The sequence below is a fragment of the Neobacillus sp. SRL179 genome, from assembly GCF_984799095.1.
Map to the genome: position 1 here is coordinate 4,886,906 of NZ_OZ481792.1, position 23,093 is coordinate 4,909,998.

Consider the following 23,093-nt stretch of genomic DNA (forward strand, 5'->3'; position numbering starts at 1 on the left):
ACTGTCTACATATAACTATTGGTGCCTGACACCATTGACGACATTGACACCATTAACATTATTTATACTATCTTTCTATCTCTATTGGTGCCTGACACCTAGTTTATTTGATGACTAGGTTTGGTTTCTTCTTAAGGCTGTGTCTGCCTTCGACGAAACGGACGGTGCCTGATTTGGCGCGCATGACGAGTGAGTGTGTGGACCCGTAAGATCCTTTGAATTGAACGCCCCGCAGGAGTTCTCCGTCTGTTACGCCGGTTGCTGCAAAAATAGCATCGTCGCCTTTCACGAGGTCTTCCATCCGGAGGATACGATTAACATCTAAGCCCATTTTTATGCAGCGTTCAAGCTCCGCATCATTTTGTGGCAATAATTTACCGATGATTTCCCCGCCTAGGCATTTAAGGGCTACAGCTGAAATGACACCCTCAGGAGCACCGCCTGAACCAAACAGAATGTCGACACCTGTGTTATCAAAAGCCGTATTAATCGCACCGGCCACATCACCATCATTGATGAGTTTGATCCGGGCACCAGCTTCACGAAGCTGGGCGATGATATGTTCATGGCGTTCACGATTTAACACAGTTGCCACTACATCCTGAACATCTTTATTTTTGGCTTTCGCTACTGCTTTAAGATTGTCCAAAACAGATGCATTAATATCCACCTGTCCAACTGCTTCTGGGCCAACTGCTATTTTTTCCATGTACATGTCTGGAGCATGGAGCAGGTTGCCATGATCTGCAATTGCCAATACCGCTAAAGCATTCCAGCCTCCTGATGCGACTATATTCGTTCCTTCAAGCGGATCAACCGCCACATCGACACGCGGGCCATAGCCTGTGCCAAGTTTTTCGCCAATATAGAGCATTGGGGCCTCGTCCATTTCTCGATCACCACTGTCCCTTTCATTGGAACGGTGTCAAAGACATCCCGCATGGCGGATGTAGCCGCATCGTCAGCCTCTGGTTTCTTACCGCGTCCCATCCAACGTGCAGAAGCTAGGGCAGCTGCTTCGGTGACACGGACTAGTTCCATTGATAAACTTCTCTCCATCTATTTCCATCCCCTATTTTCGTTTACCAAAAGCGGCCATTTTGCCTGTCCAAGTCTTACGTGTTTTTTAAATGTTCGAGTTCATCCTTTGTCAGTGCTTCCCGCCAAACGGTCGCACCCAGGCCATTTAATTTTTCAACGAGATTACTGTAGCCGCGGTCAATGTGTTCAAGTCCCGTAACTTCGGTAATCCCTTCCGCCATTAAACCTGCGATGAAAAGTGCTGCCCCAGCACGCAGGTCGCTTGCTTTGACTTTCGCACCCTGAAGCTGTATAGGACCATTAATAATCGCTGAACGCCCTTCTACTTTTATACTGGCATTCATTCGTCTTAATTCATCAATATGCTTAAACCGGGCACCATAAATGGTATCCGTCACCACACTAGAACCAGCCGCTCTTGTCAGCAGCGTCGTAAATGGTTGTTGCAGGTCCGTTGGAAACCCTGGATAAACGAGCGTTTTAATATCAACGGCTTTCAATTTAGCGGAGCCGTCAACAAATACTTGGTCATCACTCGTTTCGATATGCACGCCCATTTCACGAAGCTTGGCAATTAATGATTCTAAGTGCTGTGGAATAACATTATCGACTAAAACCCCTTCCCCGACAGCGGCACCTAAAATCATATAGGTCCCTGCTTCAATCCGGTCAGGAATAATTGTGTGGCGGCAGCCGTGCAAGCTGTCAACCCCGTCAATCCGAATGACGTCTGTTCCAGCGCCTTTAATCTTCGCGCCCATGTTCGTTAATAGTGTCGCTACATCAATAATTTCCGGCTCTTTTGCCGCATTTTCAATGATCGTCCGGCCTTTTGCCCGTACTGCTGCCAGCATAATATTAATCGTTGCCCCGACACTGACGACATCCAGATAAATCCGGGCACCGCGCAGCTCATCAGCACGCAAATAGATGGCCCCTTGCTCATTGGTAATTTGAGCGCCAAGTGCTTCAAACCCCTTGATATGCTGATCAATCGGCCGCGGGCCTAGATGACAGCCGCCTGGAAGTCCAATTACAGCCTTCTTAAATCGTCCGAGCATGGCCCCCATTAAATAATAGGAAGCGCGCAGCTTTTTTACTTTACCGTTTGGCAGAGGCATAGAAATCATGGATGATGGATCAACCGTCATTTCTTCGTCTGAAATTTGAACTTTCCCGCCGATTTCCTCGAGCAGGTCCTTCAATATTTCAACGTCTGATATCATTGGCAAGCCCTCAATTGTCACGGGTGATTCTGCTAGAATGGTGGCAGGGATTAAAGCAACCGCACTATTTTTGGCGCCGCTGATGCGAACCGTGCCTTTTAATGGATATCCGCCTGCAATTTTAAGTTTTTCCATTTTCGACTCCCTTCTAAGCCCACATGAATGGTTGTCCGTCTTGAATTTTATTTGAGTAGTAAGCGCAGCAAGAGTAACAGCGCTTACTTTTTATAAAAAAGAGATGTACGTTTCAAGCCAGGCTCTAGGTATATTTTTCCAACATAAAAAGTCAAATTCCGACAGTTTGTCTATTATTTAGTTTACACGAAAATTTCATTTTCATGTATGGATCTTAAAAATTTTTTTAGGATAAAAATGGAAAAACCATAAAATGTTATGCGTTATTGCGATTATTCCAGTCTTTTAGGAATCCTTCGATACCTTTGTCGGTTAATGGATGGTGGAAAAGACCAATCAATACTTTATATGGAATGGTGGCAATATGTGCACCACGTAATGCTGCTTCCGTTACATGGATTGGGTTGCGGATGGAAGCCGCGATAATTTCTGACTCAATTCCATGAACAGCAAAAATTTCGGAAACTTGGGAAATGAGATCCAAGCCATTTTGACCAATATCATCTAATCTGCCAAGGAATGGCGATACATAGGTAGCACCGGCACGAGCGGCAAGCAAGGCTTGGTTCGCGTTAAATATCAGGGTCACGTTTGTTTTAATGCCTTCTTTTGAAAAAGCATGGCAGGCTTTTAAGCCGTCTGGAGTCATTGGAACTTTAACGGTCACATTTGGTGCGATCGCTGCAAGTTCTTTTCCTTCACGAATCATTCCTTCTGCATCGAGTGCAATGACCTCAGCACTGACAGAGCCTGGAACAAGTGCGGCGATTTCTTTAATGCGATCATGGAATGAAACGCCTTTTTCTCTAGCGACAAGCGATGGGTTTGTTGTAACCCCAGCTAATAAGCCTAGTTCATTTACTTCGCGAATTTCATCTAAATTTGCCGTATCAATAAAAAATTTCATCGTTTTCCCTCCATATTTCGACTAAATTTTCTGACTACCATTAACATACTGAAACCGCCCTCACTACTAAGGGCGGTTTAATTTTATCATACTTTTGACAACCATTGAAAGGACTGTCTGATGGTGTCGCTATTTTAGGCTTACGCTTTGCCTGCTGAACCGAATTCGCGGATTTTGCCAATAACGGTTTCTTTAATCGCATCGCGAGCTGGGCCTAAATATTTACGTGGATCATATTCTTCTGGTTTAGCTGCAAGTGTTTCACGAACAGCTTTAGCAGAAGCAATTTGGTTTTCAGTATTTACGTTGATTTTAGCTGTTCCAAGTGATACAGAACGTTGAATATCCTTTGTAGGGATACCAGTTCCACCGTGAAGAACTAATGGAAGGCCAGTAAGGTTGCCAATTTCTTCCATTTCTTTAAATCCAAGGTTTGGTTCGCCTTTGTAAGGACCGTGAACAGAGCCTAATGCTGGAGCAAGACAGTCAATGCCAGTGCGTTTTACAAGCTCAACACACTCATTAGCATCAGCATACATGATGCCGCCGATTACGTCATCTTCTTGTCCACCAACAGTTCCTAATTCAGCCTCAACAGACACACCTTTTGCATGTGCATAATCTACTACTTTAGAAGTAATTTCTACGTTTTCTTCAAATGGGTGGTGGGAAGCATCAATCATAACAGATGTGAAACCTGCATCAATCGCTTCTTTACATTTATCAAAGCTTGAACCATGGTCAAGGTGAATAGCAACTGGAACAGTAATGTTGTAATCTTCCATTAAGCCTTCTACCATTTTGACAACAGTTTTAAATCCGCCGATATAACGTCCAGCACCTTCTGAAACACCAAGAATAACAGGTGATTTCTCTGCTTCTGCAGCTTGAAGAATGGCTTGTGTAAATTCTAAGTTATTAATGTTAAACTGGCCAACAGCGTAGCCGCCAGCTTTCGCTTTGTTTAGCATGTCTTTCATTGATTCTAAAGGCATTTCTCTTCCTCCTTAAATTAGCTTGCAATCATTACAAAACAGGGTCCTCCATAAAAGGTTTTCCCTCTTTTTTGTCATTTATGTATAATGTTTAAATGAAAGCAGCCTGTAAAAAGTTCATATGTATCATAACAAAACAATCGGAGAAATGCCATTAATCTTACCCAGTTTTTCAAACTGTCACAATGAAAGCGTGCCCATTTAATTCATGGTCTTTTTTATAAAAAAAACTACTGCTATTTTGCGTTTTGCGGGATATGTTTGCGGACAGCGGCCCGGATATCATCAATGTCAAAAGGCTTTGCAAAATGAGTGATGGCGCCTAAATCCTTAGCTTCTTGAATCATGTCCAATTCGCCGTAGGCTGTCATAATGATGACGCGGATGTCTGGATCAATAACTTTCATTCGTTTTAAGATTTCGATGCCGTCCATTCCAGGAATTTTCATATCGAGCAGAACAAGATCGGGGTCATGCTTGGTGACAATCTCCAATGCCTGAATCCCATTAGCTGCCTGAAACGTTTGATATCCTTCTTTTTGGAAAACCTCATTAAGCAAAATACGAATGCCAAATTGATCGTCTACGATTAAAATCTTCTCTTTCATTTACTCCACCTCTTCCTTGTTTTTTTACATAAGCTGTTTGATGAGATAATAAGTGTTATATTCTACCAAGACAGTCAGAATTCCTGCATGTTTTCTTTAGTCTATGTTTATTTTTTGAACATATTTTTACCATTTTGAAAAAAGGCATATAATAGGATTGGTATAAGGAGGGTTACTATGTTAAAAATGTTTACTACTCAATTAACAGGAGTTTTTAAAAAAATAGATGAAAAAGAGGAATTTTCCTTTGAGGACGGCGCCCGCTTACTTGCCCAGGCCCCTGTCGGCGATGGTTCCATTTATCTGTTTGCCGCAAATGAAATGAAAGCTGTCCAATTTGAGGCTTTAGAAGGGGCCGAACCTTTTAATGGGATGAAGGTGTTAGCAGATCCCCAGGAATTAAGTGATGCCGACCGCGTCGTCATTTTTACACGTACCTCTGGTGATGAAGAGGCAGTGGCGGTTGCTCGTTTATTGCAGGAAAAAATGATTCCCTTTGTCGCTGTGTCCACGGTGATGGAGTCAGCTGAGGGGAATTTAGCCGATCTAGCGGATGTTCATATTGATTTGCATTTAAAAAAGGCTCTTCTCCCCGATGATGATGGTAATCGCTACGGTTATCCATCCACCATGGCTGCCTTGTTTGTATATCATGGGCTGAAATTTACAATCGATGAAATTTTAGCGGAATATTTGGAGTAAAAAAGAGCCGATTGGGCTCTTTTTATTTATGATAAATGTTAATTTTTGGCAAATAGCACAAAACCCGCTGAAAATGGCACAAAAGTCACCTAAATTAGCACAAAAAATCCCAAAAAAGCACAATCCCCTCCAAAAACAGCACAAAAACCCCATAAAAAAACCAGTCCCCCGTAAACCCGGGGAACTGGCCAAAACAACAAGCTTATTTTTCAATAGAAGCCCGGATAAAGTCACGGAACAACGGCTGCGGACGCGTTGGTCTTGACACAAATTCCGGATGGAACTGGGAGGCTACGAACCATGGGTGGTCCTTCAGCTCAATAATTTCCACTAAGCGGCCATCAGGGCTTGTCCCTGAGAATGTAAATCCTGCCGCTTCCATCTCTTGACGATAGAAATTGTTAAATTCATAACGATGGCGGTGACGCTCATAAATCACTTCATCTTCATAAGCAGCAAATGCCTTTGTACCTTCGACAAGACGGCAAGGGTAGAGACCTAAACGCAACGTACCGCCCAAGTCCTCGACATCCTTTTGCTCTGGAAGCAAATCAATGATTGGGTGGGTGGTGTCAGGCACAAACTCTGACGAATGAGCATCCTGATACCCTAGCACATTGCGGGCAAATTCAATCGTTGCCAGCTGCATGCCCAGGCAAATTCCAAGGAATGGCTTCTTCTGCTCACGCGCATAGCGGGTCGCTTCAATTTTTCCTTCGATGCCGCGATCACCGAAACCGCCCGGAACAAGGACTCCATCCACATCATCCAACAGCTCGGCCACATTCTCACGGGTCACATCTTCAGAATTAATCCATTTAATTTCCACATCGGCATCAAATGCATAACCGGCATGCTTCATCGCTTCCACCACGGAAATATAAGCATCCTGCAGTTCTACATATTTACCAACAAGACCAATCTTCGTTTTGCCAGACAGGTGTAAAACTCGGTCAACCAAGGCCTTCCACTCCGTCATTTCTGCAGGCTGTGTTTGCAATTTCAAATGGTCACAAACGATTTGATCCATGTTTTGCTCTTGGAGGGCAAGCGGAATCGAATAAAGGGTATCCGCATCCATACATTCAATGACAGCTTTTGAATCGATATCACAGAATAGAGCAATTTTGTCCTTCATGTCCTGAGAAATAGGCATTTCTGTACGGACTACGATGATATTTGGCTGAATACCGAGGCTGCGCAGTTCTTTGACACTGTGCTGGGTCGGCTTCGTCTTCATTTCACCCGCTGCTTTTAAGTATGGAATCAGCGTACAATGAATGTACATCACATTTTCGCTGCCGATATCACTTTTAATCTGGCGAATCGCTTCTAAGAATGGCAGTGATTCAATATCACCAACGGTTCCGCCAATTTCCGTAATCACGATATCCGCATTGGTTTCTTTGCCGGCCCGGAAGCAGCGTTCCTTGATTTCATTGGTGATATGCGGAATAACCTGAACCGTTGCACCTAAGTAATCGCCGCGGCGCTCTTTACGCAATACAGTAGAATAAATTTTTCCTGTTGTCACATTAGAATACTTGTTTAAATTGATGTCAATAAAGCGCTCATAGTGGCCAAGGTCTAAATCCGTTTCCGCTCCGTCACCCGTCACGAATACTTCACCATGTTGGTAAGGGCTCATCGTTCCTGGGTCCACGTTAATGTACGGATCAAATTTCTGAATCGTTACATTTAACCCACGATTTTTTAATAAGCGCCCTAACGAAGCTGCGGTAATTCCTTTTCCAAGTGAAGATACAACTCCACCCGTTACAAAAATATATTTTGTCATAAATAATCCCCCTCTAATACAGTTTGTACATTACTCAGGTTGTTTAAGGATGTTTTTTTAAAATTATTACCCTTTTTCTCAAAAAACGAAAAAACTCCATCAAATTGGGAGTTTTTTAAAATAAAAAGCGCCCCTCTCGCAGGTTGCGAGGGGAGCGCATATAAGTAATGATTCATCCGTCCTTTTAAAAGGAGCCCAAAAAAGATAATACAGGGGCTTGAATAAAAAGTCAAGGTTTTGCCTGTCGAGTTTTTCGAAAAAAGCCGGATTCAAAGGATAGAATTATAATTCCTCGTCCTCTTCCTCAAACGTTTCGTCTTCTTCATCCAACTCTTCATCAAGATCATCGTCTTCATCTAGGTCGATATCCTCAGCATCATCAAGAAGATCGTCATCATCATCATCATCATCAAGAAGATCATCTTCATCTAAATCAATATCATCATCATCATCGTCGAGTAAATCATCGTCGTCATCATCAAAATCATCAAGATCATCGAAATCTTCATCTTCGATTTCCTCAATTTCATCGAAGTCTTCTTCTTCGACAACCTTCTTCGCCTTCTTCTTCTTCGGTTTCACCGGAGTGACAACCTCTTCTTCGGCTGTGTCAACTGGATACCAAACGCGGAGACCCCAACGGTTTTCTCCTAATGATAAGAAACGGCCATCTATGTTGATGTCAGTATAAAATTGTGCCAAGCGAGACCTAATTTCTTCGTCTGAAATTCCTGCAGCTTTCTTAATCTCTTGAACTAATTCATTAAACGAGATTGGCTGCTTGCTATTTTTTAAATATTCAAAAGCCATTTCCATGAGGGAAAACTCTTGCAATTCCTCTTTTGAGTACTGTGCTAAACTCACTATTGGCACTTCCTTTCTCTATTTCACACTCTACAAACTACCAAGAGCGCATTCTCCCAATTTGCATATTCTTCATTATAAACAAATTCTTCCGGTTTATGCTAGTCCTTGGCTATTGTTTCACTTGATTTTTTCCTTTGTTGATTTACGGCTAGGCCCTTTCTCCTGTTTCCTTAGCTTCTTTATCTCCTTAATAGAGATGATCAAAAAGAAAATGGCCAGCAGCAAGAACGAAACTGCCCCCAATTGGAGCTGATAGAGATAGTTTAATGGCCAGGCAAAAACAATTAACACAATAATAATGTGACTACCCTTCAACTTCACGCACCTGCCCATGCTCTCTTGGAGTTTCCTGCTAGTTCGATTATATCTCAAGATCACAGAATCATTCATATCTACTATAAAATAGCACAAAAAAATATCGGTGTCAGTTACCAGGCGTAAATTCCACCTGGTGCCTGACACCGTTTCTACTATTAACCTTTTTATAATATAGGATTCATCCCTGACCAGGGCGCTTTCGCTTTTCTTCATGTCTAGCTCCAGCACCCTAGCGGCTAGTGTCCTTCGCTCTCCACCCTACGATAAGTCAACATCGAATCGCTAACGCTCTTCGTGTTTCCTTTATCTCGGTTGGAGTGCTCCAGGCCATACGCCGCTGACCAGGGCGCTTCCGCTTTTCGTTTTACATATTTCGCCGATACTGCCCGCCGACTTCGTACAATGCTCTGGTGATTTGTCCGAGGCTGGCGACTTTCACGGTTTCCATTAGTTCTGCAAAAATATTGCCATTGTTCACCGCCGCCGCTTTTAAGCGATTCAATGCAGCCGTGCTTTCCGCGGCATGAGTCTCCCAAAAGGCACGCAAATTATAAATCTGCAACTCCTTCTCTTCTTTCGTGGCCCGGGCAATTTCCATATTATTAACCTCTTCCATAGATGGCGGATTCGGATTTAAATACGTATTCACGCCAATAATCGGCATCTCACCCGTATGCTTCTTCATTTCATAATACATCGACTCATCCTGAATCTTGCCGCGCTGATACTGTGTCTCCATCGACCCAAGCACCCCGCCGCGGTCATTCAACCGGTCAAACTCCTGCAGCACCGCTTCCTCCACTAAATCCGTCAATTCCTCGACAATAAACGAGCCCTGCAACGGATTCTCATTTTTCGTTAAGCCATGCTCTTTCGTAATAATCATCTGAATCGCCATCGCCCGCCGCACCGATTCCTCTGTCGGCGTGGTAATCGCTTCATCATAGGCATTCGTGTGCAAGGAATTACAGTTGTCATGCAAAGCCATCAACGCCTGCAAAGTCGTCCGGATATCATTAAAATCAATTTCCTGTGCATGCAGCGACCGTCCCGATGTCTGAACATGATACTTCAGCTTTTGACTGCGTTCGTTCGCGCCATATTTTTCACGCATCACCGTTGCCCAAATCCGGCGTGCCACCCGGCCGATCACCGTATACTCTGGATCCAGACCATTCGAGAAAAAGAATGACAAGTTTGGTGCAAAGTCATCAATGTGCATCCCGCGGCTCAAATAATATTCCACATACGTAAAACCATTCGACAATGTAAACGCCAGCTGCGAAATCGGGTTCGCCCCCGCCTCAGCAATATGATAGCCGCTGATCGACACCGAATAATAATTGCGGACTTGATGATCAATAAAATATTGCTGAATATCCCCCATCATCCGCAACGCAAACTCCGTCGAAAAAATACACGTATTCTGGCCTTGGTCTTCTTTTAAAATATCTGCCTGCACCGTCCCGCGCACCGTCCTTAAGGTATAAGCACGAACCGCCGCAAATTCTTCGACCGTAAGCACTCGGCCCAGTTCCGCCTCTTTCAACAAAACCTGCTGATCAATCGCCGTGTTCATGAACATTGCCAAAATAATCGGCGCAGGTCCATTAATCGTCATCGATACCGAGGTCGATGGATGGCATAAATCAAAGCCGTCATACAATTTCTTCATATCATCTAAGGTACAAACACTAACGCCGCTTTCGCCGACCTTCCCATAAATATCCGGGCGGTAATCGGGGTCTTCCCCATACAAAGTCACCGAATCAAATGCCGTACTCAATCGCTTGGCCGCATCATCCTTCGATAAATAATGGAAACGGCGGTTCGTCCGTTCCGGCGTCCCTTCACCAGCAAATTGCCGTTTCGGGTCCTCACCCTCGCGCTTAAACGGAAATACCCCGGCGGTATAAGGGAATGAACCTGGCACATTCTCTTGATAGACCCAGCGCAGAATTTCCCCGTAGTCTTTATACCGCGGCAGTGCAACCTTTGGAATATCAAGGCCTGATAAGCTTTTTGATTTTAACACCGTGATAATCTCTTTATCGCGGATACGTGTCACAAACTCAGAGCCTGAATAAGCCGCTTTCGTCGTCTCCCACGTCTCCAAAATTCTCCGCGATTCCGCCGTCAGCTGTTCCTCAGTCGCCCGTTTAACGGCTTCTAAGGCAGCAACCACTTCCGGCTGATCCTTGACCGCTTCCATCGCCCCTTCGAGCTGAAATAATTTCCGGGCAATATCAGCCTGCTGTTCCGCCTTTTTATGATAACCGCGCACCGTCTCCGAAATTTCCCGTAAATAATAACGCCGGTCCGTCGGAATAATCACATTTTGCTTTTCAACTACTGCATCCTTGCTAAATGACGTCACCCAATCCGTGCCCGCCTTCGCATTAATCACGTCCACTAACGCCGCAAACAAGGCATTCGTGCCTGGATCATGAAACTGGCTGGCAATCGTGCCATAAACGGGCATGTCATCCAGCTCTTTTTCAAATAGCATATTGTTACGCTGATACTGCTTCTGCACCTGGCGCTTTGCATCCTCAGAGCCCTTGCGCTCAAACTTATTGATGACAATTAAATCAGCAAAGTCGAGCATATCGATTTTTTCGAGCTGAGACGGCGCCCCAAATTCACTCGTCATCACATACAAGGACACATCACAAATTTCGGTAATTTCCGCATCCCCCTGGCCAATCCCGCTCGTTTCCACAATCACCAGGTCAAAGCCCGCCGCCTTCGTTACCGCGACAGCATCTTTAATCGCCAAAGAGAGCTCGTTTTTCGACCGACGCGTAGCCAAACTCCGCATATACACATTCGGCGAAAAAATCGCATTCATCCGGATCCGGTCACCAAGCAGCGCCCCGCCCGTTTTCTGTTTCGTCGGGTCCACCGAGAGAATCGCAACCTTCTTCGCCGGAAATTCATTAATAAAGCGGCGGATTAATTCATCCGTCAATGAACTTTTTCCCGCGCCGCCCGTTCCCGTAATCCCCACAACCGGAATCGCCTTCTCCAGCGACTTCACTTGCTCCATCACTTGCTCCACCGTTGCCGCGGCTTCATTTTGTTTATCCACATGCAGCTCGGCTAACGTAATCAGCTTGGCAATGCTATTCACATCACCCGCCGGCAGTTTTTCGATTTGCTCACTAACATCCATTGTCACCGTAGAAAAATCACATTCTCGAATCATCAGATCAATCATGCCCTGAAGACCGAGCGACCGTCCATCCTCCGGTGAAAACAGCCTTGCAATCCCGTACGCATGCAGCTCATCCAACTCACGCGGAATAATCACCCCGCCGCCGCCGCCATAAATCCGGATATGCGGCGCCCCTTTTTCTTTTAACAAGTCATACATATACTTAAAGTATTCCACATGCCCGCCTTGATACGAAGAAATCGCAATCCCCTGCACATCCTCCTGAATCGCCGCGTTGACAACCTCCTCAACCGAGCGATTATGGCCAAGATGTATGACCTCCGCTCCGCTCGCCTGAAGAATCCGTCTCATAATATTAATCGAGGCATCATGACCGTCAAACAAACTCGACGCCGTCACAAACCGAATATGATGCCGTGGCTGATAACTCCCCATCGTCCTCCCCCTTTTTTGGAAAAATGAACCTTGTGTGAGTACGCGCAGCTTTTCGTCGTTTTTTTAGAAAAGGCTGTGCTCCCGAGAGCAAATTCCCGCGTTCACCTAACTGTATTTCGTGCTTGATTCCGCGGCCCTACTTTGAACCGGTTGACTGTCCTTTTCAGCTGTGATCGAGTGGCTGCCGCTAATCCCCGCCAGCAACAGCTCCGTCTGCAGCTCAATATATTCATCGAGCGTGAATAATTTCCGGAGCGCCCAGCGGCGGAAGCCCCACATTTGCCCCTGGACAAAAATGTTATGGGCAATTATTTTCACTTGCTTTTCTGATAAGGACAGTTCCCCGTTCGCGACACAGCGTGACAGTAAATTTTCAAACATCCCGACCATTTCCATTTCCTTTTTCAACACATACGGAAGCGCATCCTTCGAGAGCGACTTCACTTCCTGGTACATGACGAGCACCTCAGCCTGCATTTCATCCATCACCTGAAAAAAGTGAGCAATTCCCAGCTTCAAGCTGTCTAATGTCCCTTTTTTCAAAGACAGGTCCTGCTGCAGGCGCTCGCTGACATGGTCATAAATGCTGTCACAAACGAGATAGAGCACATCTTCCTTGGTGCGGATATATTCATACAGCGTCCCGATGCTGAATCCGGCTGCTTTGGCAATTTCCCTCGTCGTGGTCCGATGAAACCCCTTTTGTTTAAACAGTGCAACGGCCCCTTTAATCATTTGATCACGCCTTTTTTGCACGAGGCGCTCATCCTTGACTGAGGCCTGAACTTCCCTCTTTTTCATCCCGCTACCCGCCTTTGTTTTTTTCAAAAAATTATTTCGTTAACATCCTCGAAATCACCAGGCGTTGGATTTCTTGTGTACCTTCGTAAATTTGGGTAATCTTCGCATCGCGCATAAAGCGTTCAACTGGATAATCCTTTGTATAGCCATAGCCGCCAAACACCTGCACGGCTTCAGTTGTTACCTTCATTGCAGTGTCGCCAGCAAATAGCTTCGACATTGCCGACTCCTTGCCATATGGTAAGCCGTTCGACTCGAGCCAGGCCGCTTGATAGGTTAATAGTCTAGAAGCTTCGATGTTTGTCGCCATATCCGCCAATTTAAACGAAATCCCTTGGTTGGCGGCAATCGGCTTGCCAAATTGATGACGTTCCCGTGCATAATCCACTGCCGCATCAAGAGCGCCTTGGGCAATTCCCACAGCTTGAGCAGCAATCCCGTTGCGGCCGCCATCCAGCGTCATCATCGCAATTTTAAAACCGTCGCCTTCTTCCCCAAGCCTGTTGGCCACCGGCACACGGCAGTCTTCAAAAATAATTTCAGTTGTTGGCGAAGAACGAATCCCTAACTTTTTCTCTTTTTTCCCAACGGAGAAGCCTGGGAAATCATTTTCAACAATAAAAGCAGTCGTACCCTTTTGCTTGCTCGATGGATCGGTTAGCGCAAACACGACATAAATGTCGGCCTCACCGCCATTGGTAATAAAAATTTTCGAACCATTGATCACGTAGTGGTCGCCTTCTAAGCGGGCTGTTGTTCTCATTCCGCCGGCATCTGAGCCGCTGCCAGGCTCCGTTAACCCATAAGCTCCAATTTTGCTTCCCTCCGCCATTGGGCGTAAATACGTTTGTTTTTGCTCTTCACTGCCAAATTTATAAATCGGCCAGCCTGCAAGTGAGGTGTGGGCAGACAGCATGACACCCACTGAAGCATCAACACGGGATAATTCCTCTACTGCGATGCAATAAGCTAAGTAGTCACTGCCGATACCGCCGTACTGTTCAGGCCATGGAATCCCTGTAAGGCCAAGCTCAGCCATTTTGTCAAAAATGTCCCGATCAAAGCGTTCTTCCTCATCGCGCTCCGCCGCCGTTGGTGCTACCTCGTTCCGCGCAAAATCACGAACCATTTTCCGAATCATTTCATGTTCTTCTGATAATTTAAATTGCATATTAGTTACCTCCTTTTAATTTTTGGGCTGGGTTCTTTTTATAAAATTCGGCTTCATTTGGGCCGATTTCCACTTGAATTGTGCCTTTTTGGAGCGGTTTTGTGCCAATTTCAGCATGTTTTGTGCTATTTGACAAAAATTGGATATTGATTCCTCAAATCAAAGATACTTACTAATCACAATCCGCTGAATTTCGCTTGTGCCTTCGTAAATCTCCGTCACCTTCGCATCGCGGAAATACCGTTCGACTGGGTAATCCTCCGTATAGCCGTAGCCGCCAAACACTTGAATGGCCTCGGTTGTGACTTCTACCGCCGTTCTCGTTGCAAATAGTTTTGCCATCGAGGCCTCTAGGCCGCACTTCATGCCCCGCGATCGCAAATCTGCAGCCCGATAGACTAATAGTTTAGCAGCCTCCACTTGAGTAGCCATATCGGCCAGTTTAAAGGCAATCCCTTGCTGGGCAGCAATCGGTTTGCCGAATTGCTTGCGTTCCTTCGCATAGGCAGTTGCCGCTTCCAGTGCAGCCTCGGCAATCCCGAGGGCCTGGGTAGCAATCCCAATGCGGCCGACGTCAAGGTTGGCCATGGCAATTTTAAAGCCCTCGCTTTCATTGCCGAGCATGTTCGCCACCGGGACACGCATATCCTCGAACGTTAGCTGCACCGTTCGCGATCCGTGCAGTCCCATTTTCTTTTCATCCTTGCCAACAATAAAACCAGGCGTATTTTTTTCAACAATAAAAGCGGCAATCCCCTTTGTGCCGAGCTTCGGGTCAGTCGTTGCAAAAACAATATAGACATCGGCCTCACCGCCATTTGTAATAAACACCTTTGAGCCATTGAGGACATAATGGTCGCCTTTCTTGACGGCGCGCGTCTTCAAACTGGCTGCATCCGACCCTGAACTTGGTTCGGTTAAACAAAATGCCCCTAAATACTCCCCTGATGCCAGTTTAGGCACATACTTTTGCTTTTGTTCTTCCGTGCCAAAGTACAGAATCGGGTTCGTACAGACCGATGTATGAACGGATAAGATGACTCCTATCGTGGCACTTATTTTAGAAAGCTCGTGAATGGCAATGATATACGAGGTGAAATCCATTGCCGCCCCGCCATATTGCTCGGGCACCGGAATGCCCATCAGGCCAAGTTCGCCCATTTTACGGAGAATGTCACGGGGAAATTCTCCTTTTTCCATCCTCGCAATAAAGGGGGTGATTTCTTTTTCAGCAAAATCACGAACCATTTTTCGCATCATGTCTTGTTCCTCTGTAAACGTAAGATTCATCGTCATCTCTCCCTTGCGGATGTATAAGCCAGGAGAGATCACAGAATCTCAGCTATGTACCCTCGCAGTGATCCACCTGGTGTTTTGTCTGATTTTAGGCTCTACGCCGCATTTCGTGCGCTTGGAGCCAAACTATTCGTAGCTGTAAAATCCGCGTCCCGATTTCTTTCCGAGCCAGCCGGCCTTTACATATTTACGCAAGAGCGGGCATGGGCGGTATTTGTCATCGCCAAAGCCTTCGTGCAGGGTCTCCATAATATATAAACAGGTATCAAGGCCGATAAAATCAGCTAAAGTCAGCGGTCCCATCGGATGATTCATGCCGAGCTTCATAACTTCATCAATCGCTTCTTTGGTCGCCACGCCTTCGTATAAGGTATAAATCGCCTCATTAATCATCGGCATCAGCACACGGTTTGAGACAAAGCCAGGGAAGTCATTTACCTCTACAGGCACCTTGCTTAACGTTTTGGTCATGTCTTCAATCACTTGATATACTTCATCGGATGTAGCCAAGCCGCGGATGATCTCGACGAGTTTCATTACTGGAACTGGATTCATAAAATGCATGCCGATCACCTTTTCGGGACGCTTGGTGGCAGCGGCAATTTCTGTGATGGGCAGTGAGGATGTATTACTTGCTAAAATAGCATGGGCTGGGGCGATTTCATCTAGTTGAGCAAATATTTTTGCTTTAATTTCCATATTTTCAACGGCTGCTTCAATGACAAGATCAACGCCGCTTGCATCGTTTAAGTCGGTCGATGCGGATAGTCTTGCTAAGACTTCTTGCTTCTCTTCTCCAGTCATCCGGCCTTTGTCCACGTTGCGGGATAAATTTTTCGTGATGACCCCTAAGCCTCGCTCGACGAATTCTGTCTTGATGTCATTTACCAACACATGGTAACCTGCCTGGGCACATACCTGAGCAATTCCTGAGCCCATCTGTCCGGCACCGATCACCATTACTTTTGAAACGTGCATGGTTTTCCCTCCATTTGAGGGCTAACAGCGTGGTCAGCCCCCTTTTTTTATAAAAATAAATCTTTCTAACCTTTTCTTCGTTTTATTTGCGAATCAGGCCACTTTATTTGCTGCTTTTCATGTTTTATTTGCGCATCAATCCTATTTATTTGCGAATTCATGAGTCTTATTTGCGAATCAAGAATCGAATCAAAGCTTACCGCTTTGGCACTTCGATCATCACAGCATCGCCCTGGCCGCCGCCGCTGCAGATGGCGGCTATTCCGATTCCGCCCCCGCGCCGCTTCAGTTCGTGCATTAAGGTGACGATGATGCGGGCTCCGCTTGCGCCAATTGGATGACCGAGGGCCACCGCACCGCCATTGACATTCACTTTTTCTGGATCGAGCTGAGCAATTTTTCCACTGGCCAATGCCACTGCGGCAAATGCCTCGTTGATTTCGAATAAATCGATTTCCTCCAAGCTCCGGCCCGTTTTTCGTAAAATTTCATTGATTACTAGGCCGGGTGTTTGTGGAAAGTCTTTCGCTTCGACCGCAACCGCTGCATGGCCAAGAATTACAGCGCCCACTTCACGTCCTTCACGGGCGGCACGTTCTTCGCTCATTAAGACAAGCGCTGCCGCACCATCATTGACCCCGGGGGCGTTCCCTGCTGTAATCGTTCCGGTTGAGTTAAAGACGGGTGCTAATTTGGCGAGGCGTTCTAAAGAGGTATCCTTACGCGGTCCCTCGTCCTCCGAGACCACGACCGGCGCTCCTTTTCGCTGCGGCACTTCGACCGAAACGATTTCCTCTGCCAATTTACCGCTTTCGATGGCCGCAATCGCGCGGACATGACTTCTTAACGCCCATTCATCCTGAGCTTCACGCGAAATTTCCAACTCAGCGGCGGTTGAGTTTCCGTAAGTGCCCATATGAACACCGGTAAAACTACAAGTTAAGCCGTCATGAATCATTAAATCCCTAACGGTTGAATCGCCCATACGGAATCCCCATCTTGCTTTTGGCAGCAAATAAGGAGCGTTGCTCATCGATTCCATTCCGCCTGCGACAATTACCTCTTCATCACCGGCACGAATAATTTGATCTGCCAAGGTGACACTGCGCATTCCTGAGGCACATACCTTATTAATTGTTTCTGTTTTTACTTCCCATGGCAGACCTGCCTCGCGGGCTGCTTGCCGGGACGGAATTTGCCCCTGTCCGCCTTGTAAAACGGAGCCAAGTATCACTTCCTGTACCTCTTCAGGCTTCACACCAGCGCGTACTAACGCTTCCTTCACAGCAATTCCCCCTAGCTGTGAAGCAGTTAAGCTGCTTATTGATCCCCCCAGCTTGCCAAAAGGTGTTCTTACCCCACTTAAAATGACCGTTTTCCCCATCCCAAACACGCTCCCTTTTCTTAATATTCAGTCATAAACTAAAATCCCCTTGGACAGCGACTGAACGCTCGCTCGAAAAATGCTGAAAAATATAGCGCCAGCAACCATCTTGCCCACGCCTATACAATTAAATTAAAAAATGTAAGCGTTTTATTACACTCTTTTATTTTACACAAAATTTCTCAAAAATTGAAATGTTTTACACAAAATTCTTAAAATTTTTACTTCATGAAGAACGGGCAGTAAGTCCAAACGAACAACTGCCCGATTTTCCAAATCTTCTTAAGAAGCAAGCACCTTTGTCTCGCCACAAACGGCTTTTTCCAGCAATTCGGCGACATCATAGGTCGCTACTTTTTCTTCGACTTCCTTCGCCTTGGTTCCGTCTGAAAGCATCGTTAAGCAGTATGGACAACCTGAGCTAATCACCGATGGATTCACGGCCAAAGCTTGCTCTGTGCGGCTGACGTTGATGCGGTGGCCAGTTTCCTCTTCCATCCACATTAACCCGCCGCCAGCGCCGCAGCACATTCCTTTTTCGCGATTCCGTTCCATTTCGACCAGCTTCACACCCGGAATCGATTTTAAAATTTCACGCGGTGGATCGTAGACATCATTGTAACGGCCTAAGTAACAAGAATCGTGGAACGTAATCGTTTCGTTGACGGCATGCTTTGGTACAAGACGTCCATCGCGGACAAGCTCATATAGAACCTCCGTATGGTGATAAACCTCCGCCTCTAAGCCAAAATCAGGGTATTCATTTTTGAAAATATTATAGGCATGCGGGTCAATCGTAATGATTTTCTTGACTTCAGCCTTTTCAAATTCTTCAATATTTTTTGCGGCTAGTTCTTGGAATAAGAACTCATTGCCCAAGCGGCGTGCGGTGTCGCCAGAGTTCTTTTCTTTGTTGCCAAGGATGGCAAACTTCACACCAGCCTCGTTCAGCAATTTAGCAAACGAAAGGGCGATTTTTTGGCTGCGGTTATCATATGAACCCATTGATCCAACCCAGAATAGGTATTCAAACTCTTCGCCCGCCTTGTTCATTTCCTTGACCGTCTTAATTTCCACATCCTCACGCACTTCGCGCCAGTTTTCGCGCTCCTTGCGGTTTAAGCCCCATGGATTGCCTTGGCGCTCGATGTTGGTCATGGCACGCTGAGCATCTGCATCCATTTTCCCTTCGGTTAACACCAAATAACGGCGCAGGTCGATAATTTTATCGACGTGCTCGTTCATCACCGGACATTGGTCTTCACAGTTGCGGCAGGTCGTACAGGCCCAGATTTCTTCTTCCGTGATGACATCGCCAATCAGACTTGGACTATAGGCTAACGCTGCAGCCGTTTCCTCAGCTCCTTGACCACTTGCGGCAAGGGCAATTTGATTGCCTTTCGTGTTTGCAAAAGCAAATGTTGGCACCCACGGCTGTTTCGAGGTGACAGATGCCCCGTAGTTAGTGAGATGATCGCGCATCTTGACGATTAAATCCATTGGTGACAGCATCTTGCCTGTTCCGGTTGCCGGACACATATTCGTACAGCGTCCGCATTCCACGCAGGCGTAAAAGTCGATCATTTGGTGCTGCGTGAAGTCTTCAATTTTCCCAACCCCAAACGACTCTTGGGATTCATCTTCAAAATCCACTTTTTTCAATTTACCTGGTTTTTCTAAACGGTTAAAATAAACATTCGCCGGTCCAGCGATTAAGTGCGCGTGCTTGGACTGCGGCACGTAAACTAAAAAGCTTAACAAGAATAAAAGGTGAGCCCACCAGGCGATGTAGAAAATCACAATGGAGGCGGTTTCACCAATCCCCGAAAAAAGTACCGAAATGACAGAAGCAACAGGCTCTGTCCAAGAGGCTTCTTCCCCGTGCCAGATGAGGCCCATGCCATTGCCGAGCAACACAGAAATCATCAACCCGCCGATAAATATCAGGACAAGCCCTGATTTAAAATTACGCTTTAAGCGGACTAATTTTTCAACATAGCGGCGGTAGAAGGCCCATAATACAGCGACAAGAATCATCAGTGTGACAAGCTCTTGGAAAAAAGTGAACCCGGCATACAACGGTCCTAGCGGCAGATGTGAACCGGGGACGAGCCCTTTCCAAATAAAATCTATTGCGCCAAACTGAACGAGAATAAAGCCATAAAAGAACATGACGTGAATGGCACCGCTCTTTTTATCTTTTAACAACTTCTTCTGGCCAAACACATTCACCCAAATTTTCTGCAGCCGTGCTTTGACATCGTTATCAAACTCGACCTTTTTGCCAAGCTTAATAAATTGAATCCGCGTTTTAACCACATACACGAACAAGCTGATTGCGTAAGCGGTTACAGCAAGAAACGCAATTAAATTGACCCATAAAAGACCATTCAAGCAAAACTCCCCTTCCCTGTTCCACCTTATAGTTAGTAGAAAATATATAATTTTCTGAATCTACATTTACCTCTATTATATAATGAATGAGCATTCAGTCAATCAATTTTTAAAAAATTCGTTCGACTTATAGAATTGTTTTCACTCGGAAACACTAACTACACCGACTGGGGGAAAGATTTCAATGAAATTTGCACTCATTTTGAGCGGACTACTCTTTTTTATCATTTTATGGCTTGTCTTAGATTTTAGATTAGGACGAAAGAAGCATCTTGCGCTTGCGGTCAAGCTGGAGACCCCCATCCTCCATGGCCATTTTGAGGTATATTCCCATGGAAAGGAATTTTTCAGCCGTTATTTTTCAGAAATTCGCCAGGCGCAAAAACATATTCACGTCCTCTATTATATTGTTAAGAACGACGAACTGGGCCGCGAGTTCTTTACTCTTTTAAAAGAAAAGGCCCGGCAAGGTGTGGAAGTTCGGCTCCTGATTGACCGCCTTGGCAGTTTCGGAATTAAAAAGGCTGACGTAACAGCCTTACAGAAGGCGGGCATTCAGTTTGCCTTTAGTAACCGGATTCGCTTTCCATTTCTCTTTTATTCTTCGCAAATCCGTAATCATCGCAAAATCTCGGTGATTGACGGCAAAGTCGGCTTTGTCGGCGGCTTTAATATCGGCAAGGAATATATTGATCAAGATCCAAAATTGAGCCCGTGGCGGGATTATCAATTAAGGGTATCCGGTGAAAGTGTAAATTTTTTGCAGAGTGAGTTTATGATCGATTGGAATGAATATGCCGGCGAGAATCTCTCTAATCATTCGGCCTATTTTCCAAAACAGCCTGAAGGCGGGGTCCGACATCAGTTTGTTCCTACTGAGGCAGGGCACCTCGAGGAAAATTTTATTCGCCTCATTCAAAAGGCCGACCAATCGATTATCATTGGCACCCCCTACTTTATTCCAAGTCCACCTATTTTTGCAGAATTACTGAAAGCGCGGCGGCGCGGTGTCAGCATCACATTGATTGTTCCCTACACTGCCGACCACATCCTTGTTCAAGAGGCCTCGTATCGTTATTTGCGAATTCTCTTGAAGGAAGGAGCTTTGGTTTATCAATATAAAAATGGTTTTTATCATGCAAAAACACTCTTGATCGATGATAAAATTTGCGATATCGGCACAGCCAATTTTGATAAGCGCAGCTTATTTTTAAACAAAGAAATAAATTGCTATCTGTACGACCCTATCTTTATCAGCCGCCTCAAAGACGTCATTGATAAAGACATCCTTGACTCAGAGTCGATGTCCTTGGACGTACTGAATAAACCGAACTTGTTTCGTTCAGTGAAAGAGGTTATTGCTGGAGCTCTATCATTATTTTTATAAATAAGGGGGGTGTGAGGATGAAAATCCGGTTTGGCTATGTTTCGACGGCGATTACCTTATGGGATGCTTCCCCTGCAAAATCGCTCACCTATACCCGTTATCAGCAGCTCAGCCCAGAAGAACGGATGGAAAAATTGCTTGAGGTGACGAAGCAAAATATTCATCATACGTTACGCATGCTGTACTTTAATCTGGCGCATGAATTTGAATTATACAGGCTGTCTAGTTCCATCGTACCGCTGGCAACCCATCCAGAAGTGATGTGGGACTTTACGACCCCATTTCAAGCAGAGTGGCAGGAACTTGGCGATTTGATTAAAAAGAATCAGCTGCGCGTCAGCTTCCATCCCAATCAATTTACACTGTTTACTTCGCCCAAAAAGACGATTACCGAGAATGCAGTGAAGGATATGACGTATCATTATCAAATGTTCGAAGCGATGGGCGTTGCCGACCGCGGTTTAATGAATATCCATATTGGCGGGGCTTACGGGGATAAAGCTGCAGCCTTGAAGCGATTCCATCAAAATCTAAAAACACTGCCTGGTCACATCAAAAAAGTAATGACCTTGGAAAATGATGATAAAACGTACACGGCTGAGGAGACCTTAGCCGTTTGTGAAAAAGAGACGATTCCCTTAGTATTCGACTATCATCATCATATGGCAAACCTAAGTGAGGCACCGCTTGAAGAGCTGCTGCCGCGTATTTTCGGGACTTGGTCACATCTTGCATATGTCCCGAAAATCCATATCTCCTCACCGAAAAATGGGAAGGAGTTCCGCTCCCATGCAGATTATGTTGACCCAGAATTTATTATGCCTTTTTTGACCTTACTGCGCGAACTAGGTCAGGATGTTGATTTCATGATTGAGGCCAAGGCAAAGGACCAAGCGGCCCTGAAATTAGTGGAGGATTTAAGCAAACTGCGCGGCTATAAACGGATTAGCGGCGCGGCGATTGAGGTAAAGTAGTTGGCAAAAGAGCCTCCGAATCAGCATCGGAGACTCTTTTTTATTCCTCTATCAAATTCAATACTGGTACGTCCTGTTCATTCTCTGGATCTTTTCTCGAATAGATCCGTGCCATTTTCGTCGTTTCATCGACATGTTGAATAATGACAGGGGTCCCATCATAAGTCACATTAATCATATCAGTAGATTCCACAATTTCCTTCGCTCGGCCAACATTCATTCGTCGGTTCACTCCTCACTCAAAATTCTACTTTTAATATTTGCAAATTTTTGGCGGCTATTCATATTAATGGGGTATTTCTCAGAAAAAGCACGCCTAGACTTTGTTTACTTTCCGGTTTAGGTGAATTACTTACCGCTTTCGGCAATTTACTTTCCACTTTTCCGATTTTACTTTCCTCTTTTGGATATTTACTTTCCGCTTAACCTCATTTACTTTCCACTTCTAAAAATCCCCATTAAAAAAGACCCCCTTTACACCAAAAGAGAGTCTTCCTA

General features: G+C 45.4%; 18 protein-coding genes and 1 pseudogene. 3 read left to right on the forward strand and 16 right to left on the reverse strand.

The features are described 5' to 3' along the window. Positions 1–166: 166 nt before the first annotated feature. From glpX to AC4E8C_RS24020, 5 genes and pseudogenes are all read right to left on the reverse strand, one after another. Positions 167–1,059, reverse strand: a pseudogene (gene glpX, locus AC4E8C_RS24000) (class II fructose-bisphosphatase); the annotation flags it as partial. 56 nt (positions 1,060–1,115) lie between these two features. Then, on the reverse strand, positions 1,116–2,402 hold the full coding sequence (gene murA, locus AC4E8C_RS24005; RefSeq protein ID WP_490209132.1) for a UDP-N-acetylglucosamine 1-carboxyvinyltransferase: 1,287 nt from the start codon (positions 2,400–2,402) through the stop codon (positions 1,116–1,118). A 256-nt stretch (positions 2,403–2,658) separates the two neighbouring features. Further along, positions 2,659–3,309 (reverse strand): fructose-6-phosphate aldolase, encoded by a 651-nt coding sequence (gene fsa / locus AC4E8C_RS24010; protein ID WP_490209133.1) that lies wholly within the window; start codon positions 3,307–3,309, stop codon positions 2,659–2,661. Between the two features lie 140 nt (positions 3,310–3,449). Beyond that, a complete protein-coding gene (locus AC4E8C_RS24015; protein ID WP_490209134.1) occupies positions 3,450–4,304 on the reverse strand; it encodes a class II fructose-bisphosphate aldolase in 855 nt (284 codons plus the stop codon). Positions 4,305–4,540: 236 nt separating this feature from the next. Next, the gene (locus AC4E8C_RS24020) at positions 4,541–4,912 is read right to left on the reverse strand and encodes a response regulator (RefSeq protein ID WP_490209135.1); all 372 of its coding nucleotides are present in this window, start codon (positions 4,910–4,912) and stop codon (positions 4,541–4,543) included. 177 nt (positions 4,913–5,089) lie between these two features. Here AC4E8C_RS24020 and AC4E8C_RS24025 point away from each other — a divergent pair, with 177 nt between their 5' ends. Further along, entirely contained in the window at positions 5,090–5,614 is a 525-nt protein-coding gene (locus AC4E8C_RS24025) for a DUF2529 domain-containing protein (RefSeq protein ID WP_490209136.1), read from the forward strand. Between the two features lie 202 nt (positions 5,615–5,816). Here the strand turns inward: AC4E8C_RS24025 and pyrG are convergent, their stop codons facing one another. The 10 genes from pyrG to AC4E8C_RS24075 all read right to left on the reverse strand — a co-directional run bounded on the left by pyrG (position 5,817) and on the right by AC4E8C_RS24075 (position 20,234). Next, the gene (gene pyrG, locus AC4E8C_RS24030; RefSeq protein ID WP_490209137.1) at positions 5,817–7,412 is read right to left on the reverse strand and encodes a CTP synthase; all 1,596 of its coding nucleotides are present in this window, start codon (positions 7,410–7,412) and stop codon (positions 5,817–5,819) included. A gap of 282 nt (positions 7,413–7,694) precedes the next feature. Beyond that, entirely contained in the window at positions 7,695–8,276 is a 582-nt protein-coding gene (rpoE, locus tag AC4E8C_RS24035; RefSeq protein WP_490209138.1) for a DNA-directed RNA polymerase subunit delta, read from the reverse strand. A 120-nt stretch (positions 8,277–8,396) separates the two neighbouring features. After that, entirely contained in the window at positions 8,397–8,594 is a 198-nt protein-coding gene (locus AC4E8C_RS24040) for a hypothetical protein (RefSeq protein ID WP_490209139.1), read from the reverse strand. A gap of 367 nt (positions 8,595–8,961) precedes the next feature. Then, on the reverse strand, positions 8,962–12,210 hold the full coding sequence (gene icmF / locus AC4E8C_RS24045; RefSeq protein ID WP_490209140.1) for a fused isobutyryl-CoA mutase/GTPase IcmF: 3,249 nt from the start codon (positions 12,208–12,210) through the stop codon (positions 8,962–8,964). A gap of 105 nt (positions 12,211–12,315) precedes the next feature. Then, on the reverse strand, positions 12,316–13,011 hold the full coding sequence (locus AC4E8C_RS24050; protein ID WP_490209141.1) for a TetR/AcrR family transcriptional regulator: 696 nt from the start codon (positions 13,009–13,011) through the stop codon (positions 12,316–12,318). 31 nt (positions 13,012–13,042) lie between these two features. After that, positions 13,043–14,182, reverse strand: a complete 1,140-nt coding sequence (locus AC4E8C_RS24055) for an acyl-CoA dehydrogenase (RefSeq protein WP_490209142.1) — start codon at positions 14,180–14,182, stop codon at positions 13,043–13,045. A gap of 159 nt (positions 14,183–14,341) precedes the next feature. Then, a complete protein-coding gene (locus AC4E8C_RS24060; RefSeq protein ID WP_490209143.1) occupies positions 14,342–15,472 on the reverse strand; it encodes an acyl-CoA dehydrogenase in 1,131 nt (376 codons plus the stop codon). Positions 15,473–15,604: 132 nt separating this feature from the next. Then, positions 15,605–16,456, reverse strand: coding sequence for a 3-hydroxybutyryl-CoA dehydrogenase (locus tag AC4E8C_RS24065; RefSeq protein WP_490209144.1), 852 nt, complete (start codon positions 16,454–16,456; stop codon positions 15,605–15,607). Positions 16,457–16,652: 196 nt separating this feature from the next. Next, the gene (locus AC4E8C_RS24070; protein ID WP_490209145.1) at positions 16,653–17,840 is read right to left on the reverse strand and encodes an acetyl-CoA C-acetyltransferase; all 1,188 of its coding nucleotides are present in this window, start codon (positions 17,838–17,840) and stop codon (positions 16,653–16,655) included. A 282-nt stretch (positions 17,841–18,122) separates the two neighbouring features. After that, the gene (locus AC4E8C_RS24075) at positions 18,123–20,234 is read right to left on the reverse strand and encodes a (Fe-S)-binding protein (protein WP_490209146.1); all 2,112 of its coding nucleotides are present in this window, start codon (positions 20,232–20,234) and stop codon (positions 18,123–18,125) included. A gap of 184 nt (positions 20,235–20,418) precedes the next feature. Here AC4E8C_RS24075 and cls point away from each other — a divergent pair, with 184 nt between their 5' ends. Both cls and uvsE read left to right on the forward strand, forming a co-directional pair. Continuing rightward, the gene (gene cls, locus AC4E8C_RS24080) at positions 20,419–21,621 is read left to right on the forward strand and encodes a cardiolipin synthase (protein WP_490209147.1); all 1,203 of its coding nucleotides are present in this window, start codon (positions 20,419–20,421) and stop codon (positions 21,619–21,621) included. A 17-nt stretch (positions 21,622–21,638) separates the two neighbouring features. Continuing rightward, on the forward strand, positions 21,639–22,595 hold the full coding sequence (gene uvsE / locus AC4E8C_RS24085; RefSeq protein WP_490209148.1) for a UV DNA damage repair endonuclease UvsE: 957 nt from the start codon (positions 21,639–21,641) through the stop codon (positions 22,593–22,595). Positions 22,596–22,635: 40 nt separating this feature from the next. Here uvsE and AC4E8C_RS24090 read toward each other — a convergent pair whose 3' ends face one another. Further along, positions 22,636–22,815 (reverse strand): H-type small acid-soluble spore protein, encoded by a 180-nt coding sequence (locus AC4E8C_RS24090; protein WP_490209149.1) that lies wholly within the window; start codon positions 22,813–22,815, stop codon positions 22,636–22,638. Positions 22,816–23,093 lie beyond the last annotated feature (278 nt).

Excerpts from the sequence above, each read along its gene's own strand:
- murA (WP_490209132.1), bottom strand. The coding sequence starts at position 2,402 with ATGGAAAAACTTAAAATTGCAGGCGGATATCCATTAAAAGGCACGGTT.
- fsa (WP_490209133.1), bottom strand. The coding sequence starts at position 3,309 with ATGAAATTTTTTATTGATACGGCAAATTTAGATGAAATTCGCGAAGTA.
- AC4E8C_RS24015 (WP_490209134.1), bottom strand. The coding sequence starts at position 4,304 with ATGCCTTTAGAATCAATGAAAGACATGCTAAACAAAGCGAAAGCTGGC.
- AC4E8C_RS24020 (WP_490209135.1), bottom strand. The coding sequence starts at position 4,912 with ATGAAAGAGAAGATTTTAATCGTAGACGATCAATTTGGCATTCGTATT.
- AC4E8C_RS24025 (WP_490209136.1), top strand. The coding sequence starts at position 5,090 with ATGTTAAAAATGTTTACTACTCAATTAACAGGAGTTTTTAAAAAAATA.
- pyrG (WP_490209137.1), bottom strand. The coding sequence starts at position 7,412 with ATGACAAAATATATTTTTGTAACGGGTGGAGTTGTATCTTCACTTGGA.
- icmF (WP_490209140.1), bottom strand. The coding sequence starts at position 12,210 with ATGGGGAGTTATCAGCCACGGCATCATATTCGGTTTGTGACGGCGTCG.
- AC4E8C_RS24050 (WP_490209141.1), bottom strand. The coding sequence starts at position 13,011 with ATGAAAAAGAGGGAAGTTCAGGCCTCAGTCAAGGATGAGCGCCTCGTG.
- AC4E8C_RS24055 (WP_490209142.1), bottom strand. The coding sequence starts at position 14,182 with ATGCAATTTAAATTATCAGAAGAACATGAAATGATTCGGAAAATGGTT.
- AC4E8C_RS24060 (WP_490209143.1), bottom strand. The coding sequence starts at position 15,472 with ATGAATCTTACGTTTACAGAGGAACAAGACATGATGCGAAAAATGGTT.
- AC4E8C_RS24065 (WP_490209144.1), bottom strand. The coding sequence starts at position 16,456 with ATGCACGTTTCAAAAGTAATGGTGATCGGTGCCGGACAGATGGGCTCA.
- AC4E8C_RS24070 (WP_490209145.1), bottom strand. The coding sequence starts at position 17,840 with ATGGGGAAAACGGTCATTTTAAGTGGGGTAAGAACACCTTTTGGCAAG.
- cls (WP_490209147.1), top strand. The coding sequence starts at position 20,419 with ATGAAATTTGCACTCATTTTGAGCGGACTACTCTTTTTTATCATTTTA.
- uvsE (WP_490209148.1), top strand. The coding sequence starts at position 21,639 with ATGAAAATCCGGTTTGGCTATGTTTCGACGGCGATTACCTTATGGGAT.
- AC4E8C_RS24090 (WP_490209149.1), bottom strand. The coding sequence starts at position 22,815 with ATGAATGTTGGCCGAGCGAAGGAAATTGTGGAATCTACTGATATGATT.